This window comes from Francisella sp. LA112445 (assembly GCF_012224145.1).
GTDB lineage: Bacteria > Pseudomonadota > Gammaproteobacteria > Francisellales > Francisellaceae > Francisella.
Map to the genome: position 1 here is coordinate 417,981 of NZ_CP041030.1, position 12,646 is coordinate 430,626.

Below are 12,646 nucleotides of genomic sequence, written 5' to 3' on the forward strand. Positions count from 1 at the left end.
TATGAAAATAGGTATTATTGGAGCAGGACAGCTTGCTAGAATGTTAAGTATTGCCGGTACGCCTCTTGGACTAGAGTTTCATTGTTTAGGTAAATCAGGTGATTGTGCCGAAGAGGTTGTAAAAAGTGTTACAGATATCGACTTAGATAAAGTTAATGATGTTGTAAATTGGGCTAAACAATTTGATGTGATAACTTTTGAAAATGAAAATATATCCCATGAGCTTATAAAAGCTGTTAATCATGAGGTAAATGTTTATCCATCTGCTAAAGCTATAGCAATTTCACAAGATCGTTTACTTGAGAAGTCTTTTATGCGTGATCACGGTATTAAGACAGCAAAATTTGTTAATATTGATAGTTTAGATAAGCTTGAGGATGCTGTTAAAGAATATGGATTACCAGCAATAGTTAAAACACGCAGATTTGGTTATGATGGTAAAGGTCAGTTTGTAATTAAATCGCAAGATGATATTGCTAAAGCTTGGAATGCTTTAAAAGATGCACCTGATGGTCTTATATATGAGGCTTTTGTTAATTTTGATTATGAAGTTTCTCAAATATGTACAGCTGATATTAAAGGTAATATTGCGTTTTATCCCTTAGCTAAAAATACTCATAAGCAAGGGATAATAGTTGAGTCAGAAGCACCTTTTGAAAATGATGTTTTAGAAGCAAAAGCTCAGCAAGTTGCAAAAACATTAATTAAAGAATTTGGCTATGTTGGTACGCTTGCAATAGAGTTTTTTGTTAAGGGTGATGAGTTGATTGTAAATGAGATCGCTCCTAGAGTTCATAACAGTGGTCACTGGAGTATAGATGGGGCAATTACATCACAATTTGAAAACCACGTAAGAGCTATAGCTGGATTAATTCTAGGTGATACTACAAGTAGAAAAACGGTGATGCTAAATTGTATAGGTGGTATGCCATCGACAAAAGACTTATCTTCATTAGATAGAGTTAAAATCCATAATTATAATAAAGAGCCTAGAAAAGGGCGTAAAGTAGGGCATTTAAATCTTAACCTTTATGATGAAACTGATGAGTACCAGCTTTTACAGGCTAAGAAGCTGATTGCATTATCCGAGAGTTTATAAATTAAAAATCATCGTTTTATATCTAAGTAAATATATTATAATAAATTAGCTGTAATAAGGTTCACCAGTGATGTTTATAGTACATTTTAAATTAAAATGTTTTGTATAAATTTCGTGCATTATATTTTTGTATTCTATTTCTGACCACTTATTGTTAAGTTTATTTTGATAGCAGTATTCTAAAAAGTCAGAATAATTAGCTTTTTCGTTATTTTTAAAGTATTGGATATATTCTTCAAACATAATTTCTCCAGAATATTGGTTATTGTTTTATGTATTTTATAGTGTAATGAATTTTAGCCGGTTAAAAAGTCAACGGACTAAACTGATTTTAGTGTCACTGTAGTAACTAGAAATTTTTAAATTATTTCTTTTTTCTAATATAATAATATCACAAAACATCTAATTCTTGGTAAAATATGCATATTTCTATTGTTTTTATGATAAATATACGGTAAATGGGTTTTGGGTCGAAATAGTTAGAAGATTTAATTACAAAGAAAATAATATTTCCAAAACTCAATTGAAAGTATATTCTTTAATAATCACAGAAAAATTTAGTATATCAATATGGATAACAAAGTTTTACTAATTACTGGTTCAAGTAGAGGTATTGGCGCTGCAACAGCAATTCAAGCAGCAAGAGAAGGATATTCTATATGTATTAATTATCTCAATGATGAGGCTTCAGCTTTTAAAATTAGAGACAAGATTTTAGAAATTGGCGCTAAATGCATTGCTATAAAGGCTGATGTTTCTGATGAAAAAGAAGTTTCAAAACTATTTAGAACAATTGATAGTGAAATGGGAACTATCACTCATTTAGTAAATAATGTTGGTATTTTAAAAACTAAAATGCCATTAATGCAGATGAGTGGAGAGCGTATTAAAACCGTTATTAATACAAATATTATGAGTCATTTTTACTGTTGTAAAGAAGCGATAGTTAGGATGTCTAAAGCTAAAGGTGGTCAAGGTGGGGCAATAGTCAATGTCTCATCTGGTGCTTCTAGAAAAGGTGCTCCATTTGAATATATTGATTACGCAGCTTCTAAGGGTGCTATTGATACATTGACAACTGGACTTGCTAAAGAAGTAGCTGCCGATGGTATACGTGTGAACTGTGTAAGACCTGGATTTATATATACTGATATTCATGCAGATGGCGGAGAGCCTGATAGAGTTGATAGGATTGCTGAAACTTTGCCAATGAATCGAGGAGGTAAACCTGAAGAGGTTGCTGAAGCTATTTTATGGCTATTAAGTGATAAGGCTTCTTTTGTTACAGGTAGCTTTACTGATCTTTGTAGTGGTTTGTAAGTTCTTTATGCTACTCCAAAAGCATTTTTGATCCAGTTGATATCATTTTCATTTATAGCAATTAAGTCAAAGCGACATTCATAATTTTCATAGTTAGGGTTTTGCTGTAAGAAAATATTTGCTGCATTTATAAGCTTTTGTTGTTTGCTATAAGTAAGCATTTCTTCAGCTTTAGCAAATCTAGTTTTGCTACGGTATTTAACCTCCACAAAAATTAAAATATTCTTATCTAGGGCAATAATGTCAATTTCACCATATGGTAGGGCTTTAAAGTTTTGATCTATAATTTTTAGACCTTGAGAGTTTAAGAACTTACAAGCTTGTAACTCTGCTTTGTTGCCTATTTTTGTTGTTTGCATATTTGTTTTATTATGAAAGTGATAATTGAGATTCTAAAACGAGCTCAGAATGACGAAAAGCTATAATTTATCTAATTCCACTATGTCTAAGCAGAGCTTCTTCATTAGGTTTGCGACCCATAAAAGCCACAAAATTATCCATAGCATCACGTGAAGATCCTTTTGAAATAATGTTTTCAAGTAGGTCGTGTCCGATTTTATCACTAAGTATTCCTTCTTGCTCAAAACGAGAAAAAACATCTGAGGATAATATCTCAGCCCATTTATAGCTATAGTATCCTGCTGCATATCCTCCAGCAAAAATATGTGAAAAACCATTTTGGAATTTATTATAGCTAGGAGTTTTTATTAGATTTATTTTCTCTCTTATATTATCTAGCTCATTTTGGACATCTGCTACTGTTGTTAGTTTTTTATAGTGAATATTCATATCAAAGATAGCAAATTCAAGCTGTCTAACCATCATTAAAGCTGCATGGAACTCTCTTGTGCCAACAAACTTATCTATTTGCTTTTTAGTTAACATTTTACCATCACGAGAGCCAGACATTAGTTCTAAACCTTCTTCACTCCAACAGAAGTTCTCCATGAATTGGCTTGGTAGTTCGATAGCATCCCATTCTACACCATTTGTCCCAGAGATAGATGGTATGCTAACTTGTGATAATATATGGTGTAAAGCATGACCAAATTCATGAAAAAGTGTAATAACATCATTATGAGTTAAGTTAGCACCATCTTTTGAAGGAGCAAGGAAGTTACAGTTAACATAAGCAACAGGTTTTTGTTTTTGGTTAGCTGAGTTAACAAATGCAGTACGTGATCCATCCATCCATGCGCCACCACGTTTATTATCTCTAGCAAAAAGATCACAAATTATACTGCCAATATATTCATTATTTTTATAAAAATCAAAAGTTTGCTGTTCATCAATATATTTTGCATATTCTGTATTTTCGCGTATTTCTAAGCCATATATTCTATTAAGTATAGTAAATAAACCTTGTTGAACTTTTTCTAGAGGAAAATACTCTCTTAGTTCCTCTTCTGTAAAATCAAACTTGGCTTTTTTTAATTTTTCAGAATAATAAGCTGTGTCCCAAGGTTGTAGTCCATCAACTAAGCCAGCGTCTTCAGCAAATCTACGTAGTTCATTAAGGTCTTTTTTTGCTTGAGGAGTGGATTTTTCTAAAAGATTATTTAGAAGCTCTAAGACTTGCTCTGGAGTCTCTGCCATTTTTGTGAAAAGAGAGTTCTCGGCATAGTTTTTAAAGCCTAAAATTTCGGATTTCTCAATACGTAACTTAAGTATTTGCCCGATTATTTCATCATTATCAAAGCTCTCATTGTCTGCTTCTTTTGATGCCCTTGTACAGTATGCTTTATAGAACTTTTCTCTTAAAGATCTGTTATCTGCTTGTTGTAAAACGGCAAGATATGTTGGGATATCAATACCAAGAGCGTATTCATCATTTAGCTCTTTTTGTTGTGCTTTAGCTTTTGCAGCTTCAATAGTGTTACTTGATAAACCTTTAAGTTCTTTTTCATCACTTGTAGAGTATATCCAGTCCATTGTTGCATCTAAAACATTGTTTTCAAACTTTGAATTTAGTTGTGCTAACTCTTGAGAGATTTCTTGCAGGCGCTTTCTTTTAGACTCATCAAGACTTACACCTGATTGTTCAAAACTAACTATAGCTTTACGTACTGCTTGAGCCTGCTCGTTATTAAGATCTTGTTTTTGAACTTGTTTATATAGGTTGTATAACTCTTTATTCTGACCTACTTTTGTATAAAATTCTGTAAGCTTAGCTATCGCATATTCATAACTTTCACGGAGCTCTTTAGAATTACAAACAGCATTCATATGCGAGATAGAAGAAAATGCCTGGGTGATTTTTTCATCATTTTCTTCTAGATTTAATAATGTACTCCAGCTTGGATCCTTAGTTTCTAAAGCTTGTTTTAAATTTCTATCAGCGATCTCTAATAAAGAGTCTATAGCTGGTTTTACTTCATCTACTTTAAATTGTGAAAGATTAGGTAAGTCAGTACTTTGAGTTATTGAGTTCATAATCACCTTAAAATATGGTTTAGATATAATATTGATAAGTTATAATTCTATATATGATAACTATATTATTATAATCAAGGTTTTTTTACTATGATGACTTTACAAGAAGAAAAAATAACTGCGCCAGTTTTTTTTAAAGAATATATTAATGGTAGGTTCAGACTGAATATTGGTGAGTATGATTATCCTCTCATTTTATCATCGACGGAGGTTCTTGATTATGAGGAGAAGATAGCAGAGGTTAAAGATATTCAGAAAAGTCATTTGCAACTTATCCTCAAGAGTAATCCAGAAATTGTAATTATAGGAACTGGCAAGACACAGGTTATACCACCTGTTGAGATAATAGGCGAGCTAGCTAGAAATGGTAAAAGTGTGGATTTCATGGCAAGTGATGTTGCATGCAAGACATATAATCTTTTAGTTAATGAAAATCGCAATGTCAGTTGCATAATTATTTAGTAAATAATTTGTGTGTTTTTTTTTGATTGTTGTTATAATTCTATTGAGTGTTAGAAAGTTATAAAACTACTTTAGAGGAGTATCGTTTATGAAAAATATAGTAAAATTAAGTGCAATTTCTTTGGCTGTTATTGGGTTAGCAAGCTGCTCAACTCTAGGTTTTGATAGTAAAGATGCAAAAGACTCTCAAGGTCAGCAAGCAGCAACTCAAGCTAAAACACAAGAAGCAACAGCTGTATCTGGTACAACTGCACCAACTGCTTCAATTAAACTTAAGAAAAATAGCCAAGATCAAATTGTTGCAACAATATACACTACGTACAATAACAATCCACAAGGAAGTGTTAAATTACAATGGGAAGCTCCTAAAGATACTAAGTGTTATGATACTAGTTTCCCAATTACTAAATACAGTGATAAGAAAGATAAGACTTGGGCATCTGTTGAAATTAAGCAAGGTAAAACGTACTGTCATGGTAAATGGACAGCAAATGTTTTATTTGATAAGAATGTTATCGCTACAGATTCTATAACTGTTTAATCTTAATTTTCTTCTATTTTCTTACTATCTTAAAATATTTTTTCTATTTATATATTTTATATTTTGCTATGATGTAAATACATGTTTGTTTTATTGGAATTATGGCATTATGAAAAAAATCATCTCAACATCATTAATATTAACAGTTGCGGCTATACTAACCTCATGTGCTTCAGATGCAGAGAAGCAAATGCAACAGCTACAACAAACACAAAAAAGCTTAACATATCAAGCTTCACAAAATTTAGCAAGTACAGAGGAATATAGTGCTAAAATAGTTACTTATAGAAAAGAAGCTGATGCATTACAAAAACAATCGGATGCTTTAAACTCTGATATTAAAGATTTAAAAGCGGCATATTCACAATTTAAAGATCCAAATAATAGTAGCGCTATTGCGGTCAATAAAGAGTTGATACAAAAAACTTTAGATAAGGTGAAGTTAGATGAGAAAATAAATCAATATAGGGCTCAGGCTAATGAATATCAAACTAAAATAAATGAATTAAAAGTTACATCACAAACTCAAGCAAACGAGGCTTCTAAAATATCTCAACAAATTAATCAACTAAAAACTAGCAGTTAAATATCTATTCTTATTAATATATCTTCTTTACTTGTCTTGTCTAGATGTTAAAATATAGCTTGAATTGTAACTGATTAAATTTTTATGAAGAAATATTTAATTATTTCATTTTTTAGTTTTTTGATCAGCAGTTGAATAAGTAAGAAAAGAAATTGATATTTAACAGCAAAATCAATCTCAATAAGATAGATATAAATAGGTGAGAGTTAATGAAAAAAATAGCACTTTGTATAATGGTTTTAGGATTAGCAGGCTGTAGTGATACTTATCACTCTTTTAGTAAATCTTATAGTTCATTTATCAGTGGGTTGTATAGTTCTGATGATTCAGTGAAAGTTAATCCTGATGATCAGTTAGATAATCCAGATCAAGACGGTGAAAACTTATCAGTTGATAAGCCAACAGCAACTTTAAACTTAAAGTATAAGCCTAAAACTCATGAAATCGATGCTAAGATTATTACAAACTGGAATGGTGCACCTCAAGGAACAATTTATCTAACATGGACTGCTCCTAAAGATACTAATTGCTATAGCACTTCTTTCCCTATTACTAAGTTTAAAGATACGCAAGATATTACAAGTGATAGCCAAAGTGTTCTTAGTGATGATAAGGTGTGTCAAGGAAAATGGACAGCAACAGTTGTTAATAAGTCAGATAATTCTACTTTAGCTAAAGGCTCTGTTTCTATCAAATAATTAAATAATCTCTAATTTTCCCAAAGAATAAAGTTTATAATTTTGCTAAACTATAAGAGTAATTAATTTTGTAGTTTAGGAAAATAATAATGAAGCAATTTTTGCAAAAAATCACATATAGTGATTGTATTTTTTACTTTTTAGCAGTGGCTATTTTTGTTGTGTTTTTAATGCCTTTTATGCATTTTACAACATTAAATATAATGCCTATAGCTGGTGAAAAAGGTAAGTATTTTAATGATTTACGTTCAGTAAATCTTTATCTATTTATAGATAGATACTATATATTTTATTATAGTCTTTGCGCAGCAAGTGTTGCGATTTTACTTAATAAACAGTTATTATCAAAAATAATAGAGCTGTTTAAGAGCTTCTCAAAGATAGTTCGATATGCGATAGTTATATTTTTTGTTTTTGGGATTATATCATCTGCTTTTGCTATATCACCGTCAATAGCTTTTAAAGGTGTGGGGGTAACGTTTTTGCAATTTTTCTGCGTTTTATTTGTAGCAACGTATGTTCAGGATAATGTTAAAAGCATACAAGCATTTTTCATAATTATATTATTGTCATTGATATTTTTTGGAGGGTCTTTATTTCTTCAGTTATCTTTAGCTAATTATTCTATATATGGGCCAGCTATAGCAGGAAATATACAAAAAGATTTGTTATATATGTATAATTGCTTGAATCCTCGTTTTTTAGATAATTATTTTAGTTGGTTCTTACCACTTTTACTTTTACCTTGGTTTATTGATCTAAGATCGATATATAAAATTGGTGCGTTTATAGCTTTAACTCTCTCCTGGTTTATTCTAATTAATCATGCATTTAGAACGATATTTGCGGAATATATAGTGATATTGCCATTAGTTTTTATTTTTGCTCGTCAGTATTTTAGATTAGCGTTTACTTTAGTAATATCATCACTAATCTGTGGATTTTTATTAGACCTATTTTATACTAATTTTATTATGGCAAATGTATATTCTGGAGTAATTTCAGATCTATTTAGATATGGAGCAAGTGGTAGGATTCCTATATGGAGGGAAGCTTTTTGGATTGGGGTTGATCATCCTTTAACAGGAATAGGTCAGTGGAATTATATTGCGGTCACTAAATATTCTGCAGGCTATCCCCATAACTTATTACTTGAGATATGGTCACAATGGGGTATTCCAGCATTTATTGCAGCAGCTACAGTTATTATCACAAGTGTTAAGAACTTATTTAAAAATAGAGTCGAAATATGTTCAAATCCTTATCACTGTATATTTGTGATGATGCTGACAGCTGGAATGATAGACGGTATGTTCAGTGCGATGTTTAAAACATCATTAGGTTTGTTTGGTTGTGTGTTTGTATTTGGTTTTTGCTTGTCTATATTTGCTAATAAAATACAAACTGTAGATGGGGGAGTAAATTTATCAAAAATTAATTATTTAGTAATCAGCTTAGCGATAATCGCTAGTTTGTTCTGTATCGTTATTTTACCTCTTATTTTTCCGCCAATGTGGATTTAGATTAAATATACTTCTATAGTATCAAATTATTATAATCTGCTATCTTAAATTCATTTCAAGAGCTTAATAAAATTAGGGTCTAGATAACTTTAGCTTGTCAAAAATCATTGATGGAGCTATATTTTATCTATTTTTGTAAGGTATAAAAAACTTTCGCATATTTCAGATGCTAAAATTAGAGAGATTTTGAAGTGTTTCTGCTTGGATTTAACAGCGACAAATACGAGTAAAATAACTAATGTTAGCAGAGTAACAATTAACCGCTATTTTGATAGATTTCGTAAAATAATTCTAGGGGCTGTCCTAGATAAGTTTACTTTAAACTCTCTCTAACCCAGTGTTTAATTAGCTTTAGCTGTTCCTTAGAATCACTGTGATTAAATCTCCACTCACATTCCTTCAAAAACAAGTAAAAATGGTCTCTAGGAATACCATTAAATTTTCTCAAATGTCTCTTAGCTTGATTCCAGAAGTTTTCTATACCGTTTATATGATTATGCTTCTTTGCAAACAGCTTACTATGGTTAATTCTATAATGTTTAAACTCTGAAACATCTAAGGCATTATAACTCCTAAAAGTATCAGTGTAAACGATACAATCAGGTTTAACTTTTTCTCTAATTATTGGTAATAGAGTATCACTCTTAGCATTTGGAATGATTACTGTATATACCTTACCATTACGTTTAAGTAAGCCAAATACAGGAACTTTACCACCAGCTCCTCTACCTCGTTTCCCTTTACGAGTTCCTCCAAAATAGCTTTCATCTACTTCAATCTCTCCTGTAAACATTTCTAAATGCTCACTATTTTCATAAATTAATAATCTTAATCTATGAAAATAATAGCTGGCTGTGGTTTTATTTACTGATACTAATTCTGATGCAGTTCGTGCTGTACTTCCTGCTATAAATAACTCTATTAATTTGTCTTGCTTGTATGTACTTAATCTACTTTTCCTCATCAAAACCATCCTAACATAACTTAGTTATCTAGGACAGCCCCTAATTCTATTATCTGATGAAAAATTCTTAGCATCTACTGGAGAGTTTGAACTAGATGAGTCTTATTTTGGAGCTAAACGAGTACGAGGTAAACGTGGTCGTGGTGCAGTTGGTAAAACACCAGTATTCGGTGTTTTAAAACGCGATGAACACAATAAAGTCTATGTTTCTATTGTACCAAACTGCTCTAAAGAGTCCTTAATGCCTATAATACAGGGTAAAATACTCGAAAGCAGCACAATCTATACTGATGGCTGGAAAGCATATGATGGGCTTATTCTAAACGGTTATGATCACTATCGTATTTATCACTCTCACAATGAGTTTGCTCGTGGTAAAAACCATGTTAATGGTATAGAGTCATTTTGGTCTTTCTCTAAAAGAAGACTTGCAAAATTTAACGGATTAAGTGATGATACGTTTGTTTTACATTTAAAAGAGTGTGAATTTAGGTGGAATAACAAAGATAATGATTTATATAAAATCATGTGTACTTTAGTAAGAAAATTTAGTGCTAAAGTTATCTAGACCCTAAAATTAATACTTGTTTTCAGATATTGGAGTAAATATATCTAAAGAACTATAAAAGTAGACTTTGATTATAGTGTTGGATATTATTTATTATCTTCAAAAGGCACAGCATAATCACATTCTGTATTAGGACATGCTTTTTGTTCACCATCTTTCTTAGTTGTCTTATGTAGCAGTATAGGAGAATTACATTTAGGGCAAGGCTCTTTTATTGGTGGGTACCAGTAAGCATTCTTACATTTAGGGAATCCTGAGCAAGCATAAAAGACTTTACCTTTACGTGATTTCTTTTCAACAATATGGTTTTTATTACATTTAGGGCAAACAACACCAGTATCTTTAGGTTTTTCTAGTGGTTCCATATGTTTACATTTTGGATAGTTAGAGCAACCTATAAATTTACCATAGCGCCCTTGTTTAATATGTAAATCTGATTCACATTCTGGGCATTTTCTACCTTCAACAATAGTGGGCTCTTCTTTTTCAATTTCTTTACCGTCACTATCAACACGACGAGTATATTTACAAGTTGGATAATTGGTACAACCGATAAATCTACCATTTTTGCCTAAGCGAGAAGATAGTTTACTACCACATTCAGGGCAATCTTCATCAAGCTCTTCAGTGACTACATCTTTACGTGAAACATCTTCTGAGATTTTATTTATCTTCTCAATAAAAGGATGCCAGAAGCTATTTAAAACATTTAAGTAATCATTCTTATGATGTGCAATTTCATCAAGCTCTTTTTCTAGACCAGCAGTATATGAATACTCAACATACTTTTTAAAGTATTCTGTTAAGAATTTATTCACAATACGACCTTTGTCAGTAGGGATAAAACGACGCTTCTCAACTTCAACATATTCTCTTTGTTGTAGTGTGGAGATAATAGTTGCGTATGTTGATGGTCTTCCAATACCATGTTTTTCTAAAGCTTTTACTAGAGATGCTTCTGTATAGCGAGGAGGTGGCTCTGTTGAATGAGCTTTAACAAGTACATCGTTAAGCTTTATTTTTTCACCTTTTTCAAATTTAGGTAAAGTTATTTCATCATCAGAATCTTTATCATCTTCATCTTTTTCAACGTTGTAGATTTTTAAGAATCCAGCATCAACGATAACAGTTCCTGTAACTCTAAATTTATGTTTATTATTTTCAGTAATTAAGTCAACAGATGTGCTATTTAAAGTAGCATGCTTCATTTGGGATGCTATAGTTCTGTTATAAATTAAGCTATAAAGTTTAAATTCATCAGAAGTTAAACGTTGCTTTATTGATTCAGGAGTTCTGCTTGCAGCAGTTACACGAATAGCTTCGTGGGCCTCTTGAGCATTTTGTGATTTTTTACCAAAAATTCTAGGCTTAGCTGGTAACATATCTTTATCAAACTTTGATTCAATAAAGCTTCTAATGTCATTTAAAGCATCATTAGAAAGGTTCGTTGAGTCAGTTCTCATATATGAAATAAGACCAACAGATTCACCATTTCCTAGATCTATACCTTCATACAGTTTTTGTGCTGTAGACATAGTTCTTTTTGCAGTAAAACCAAGTTTTTTAGAGGCTTCTTGTTGCAAAGTTGAAGTTATAAATGGAGGGTAAGGATTTCTTCTAGTTTTTTTCTCCGTAATTCCATCAACAATTAAAAAACCGTTAGCATCTTTTAATATAATATCTTTTGCTGTTTCTGCATCTTTGTCTTTAGTGAAAGTAAATTGCTCAACTTTTGTATTGTCAAATTCTATTAAATTAGCAAGTATTTTTTTCTTCTTAAAAGTGTCAGCTGTTAAGCTCCAGTAATCCTTTTTGACAAAATCTTCACGTTCTATTTCACGCTCAACAATCATCCTTAGAGCTGGACTTTGGACTCTTCCTGCGGATAAGCCACTTGTGATTTTACGCCATAATAAAGGTGATAAATTAAAGCCCACTAAGAAATCTAAAGCTTGACGTGCTTTTTGAGCATTTACTAAGTCCATAGAAAGCTCTTTAGGATTTTCTATAGCATTTGTAACTGCTGATTTGGTGATTTCATTAAAGCTGACCCTGTAAACATTCTTATCTTTAAGTAGACGTGCATTTTTTAAAACTTCTTTAACATGCCATGATATTGCTTCACCTTCTCTATCTGGATCGGTAGCTAGATAAATACTATCTGCATCTTTAGCAGCTTTTTTTATAGCATCTAAATGTTTTTTACTTCTATCACTAGTTGTGAATTTGATTTTGAAATTATCATTTACATCTATGGAAGTGTCTTTTGATGGTATCTCACGTACATGCCCAAAAGATGCTAGGATATCAAAGTCATTTCCTAAATATTTTTTTATAGTCTTTGTTTTAGCAGGAGACTCTACAATTACTAAATTTTTTGCCATTTTTAACCTTTGAAATGAATTTCTTGTAAAAAGAGTATTTGAAACACTCATAAGTGAACTAATAAAAT

11 protein-coding genes and 2 pseudogenes are annotated in these 12,646 nt (G+C 31.3%); 9 read left to right on the forward strand and 4 right to left on the reverse strand.

From position 1 onward, the window contains the following. Position 1 precedes the first annotated feature (1 nt). Positions 2 to 1,099: a 5-(carboxyamino)imidazole ribonucleotide synthase gene (locus tag FIP56_RS02135; protein WP_192577331.1), complete on the forward strand. Its 1,098-nt coding sequence runs from the start codon at positions 2 to 4 to the stop codon at positions 1,097 to 1,099. A 570-nt stretch (positions 1,100 to 1,669) separates the two neighbouring features. Continuing rightward, complete coding sequence (locus FIP56_RS02140) at positions 1,670 to 2,419, forward strand: SDR family oxidoreductase (RefSeq protein ID WP_192577332.1); 750 nt, start codon at positions 1,670 to 1,672, stop codon at positions 2,417 to 2,419. Positions 2,420 to 2,424: 5 nt separating this feature from the next. On the opposite strand, the gene FIP56_RS02145 is transcribed toward FIP56_RS02140, so the two are convergent. Together FIP56_RS02145 and FIP56_RS02150 are read right to left on the reverse strand one after the other, a co-directional pair. Continuing rightward, entirely contained in the window at positions 2,425 to 2,778 is a 354-nt protein-coding gene (locus FIP56_RS02145; protein WP_192577333.1) for a YraN family protein, read from the reverse strand. 67 nt (positions 2,779 to 2,845) lie between these two features. Further along, positions 2,846 to 4,852, reverse strand: a complete 2,007-nt coding sequence (locus tag FIP56_RS02150; protein WP_192577334.1) for a M3 family metallopeptidase — start codon at positions 4,850 to 4,852, stop codon at positions 2,846 to 2,848. A gap of 90 nt (positions 4,853 to 4,942) precedes the next feature. On the opposite strand from FIP56_RS02150, the gene FIP56_RS02155 reads away from it, so the two are divergent. The 6 genes and pseudogenes from FIP56_RS02155 to FIP56_RS02180 all read left to right on the forward strand — a co-directional run. Continuing rightward, the gene (locus FIP56_RS02155; RefSeq protein WP_192577335.1) at positions 4,943 to 5,314 is read left to right on the forward strand and encodes an Mth938-like domain-containing protein; all 372 of its coding nucleotides are present in this window, start codon (positions 4,943 to 4,945) and stop codon (positions 5,312 to 5,314) included. 88 nt (positions 5,315 to 5,402) lie between these two features. Next, complete coding sequence (locus FIP56_RS02160; RefSeq protein ID WP_192577336.1) at positions 5,403 to 5,855, forward strand: TUL4 family lipoprotein; 453 nt, start codon at positions 5,403 to 5,405, stop codon at positions 5,853 to 5,855. Between the two features lie 109 nt (positions 5,856 to 5,964). After that, positions 5,965 to 6,441 carry a hypothetical protein gene (locus tag FIP56_RS02165; protein WP_192577337.1) on the forward strand — a complete coding sequence of 159 codons (477 nt, stop codon included), beginning with the start codon at positions 5,965 to 5,967 and terminating at the stop codon, positions 6,439 to 6,441. Between the two features lie 209 nt (positions 6,442 to 6,650). Continuing rightward, the gene (locus FIP56_RS02170; RefSeq protein ID WP_192577338.1) at positions 6,651 to 7,139 is read left to right on the forward strand and encodes a TUL4 family lipoprotein; all 489 of its coding nucleotides are present in this window, start codon (positions 6,651 to 6,653) and stop codon (positions 7,137 to 7,139) included. Positions 7,140 to 7,228: 89 nt separating this feature from the next. Beyond that, positions 7,229 to 8,662 carry an O-antigen ligase family protein gene (locus tag FIP56_RS02175; protein ID WP_245323089.1) on the forward strand — a complete coding sequence of 478 codons (1,434 nt, stop codon included), beginning with the start codon at positions 7,229 to 7,231 and terminating at the stop codon, positions 8,660 to 8,662. 110 nt (positions 8,663 to 8,772) lie between these two features. Beyond that, positions 8,773 to 8,956 (forward strand): annotated as a pseudogene (locus tag FIP56_RS02180) (IS1595 family transposase); the annotation flags it as partial. A 19-nt stretch (positions 8,957 to 8,975) separates the two neighbouring features. Here the strand turns inward: FIP56_RS02180 and FIP56_RS02185 are convergent. Then, positions 8,976 to 9,626 carry an IS1595 family transposase gene (locus tag FIP56_RS02185; RefSeq protein ID WP_192576968.1) on the reverse strand — a complete coding sequence of 217 codons (651 nt, stop codon included), beginning with the start codon at positions 9,624 to 9,626 and terminating at the stop codon, positions 8,976 to 8,978. A gap of 76 nt (positions 9,627 to 9,702) precedes the next feature. Here FIP56_RS02185 and FIP56_RS02190 point away from each other — a divergent pair. Beyond that, positions 9,703 to 10,194, forward strand: a pseudogene (locus FIP56_RS02190) (IS1595 family transposase); the annotation flags it as partial. Positions 10,195 to 10,280: 86 nt separating this feature from the next. On the opposite strand, the gene topA reads toward FIP56_RS02190, so the two are convergent. Next, complete coding sequence (topA, locus tag FIP56_RS02195) at positions 10,281 to 12,578, reverse strand: type I DNA topoisomerase (protein ID WP_192577339.1); 2,298 nt, start codon at positions 12,576 to 12,578, stop codon at positions 10,281 to 10,283. Positions 12,579 to 12,646: the final 68 nt, after the last annotated feature.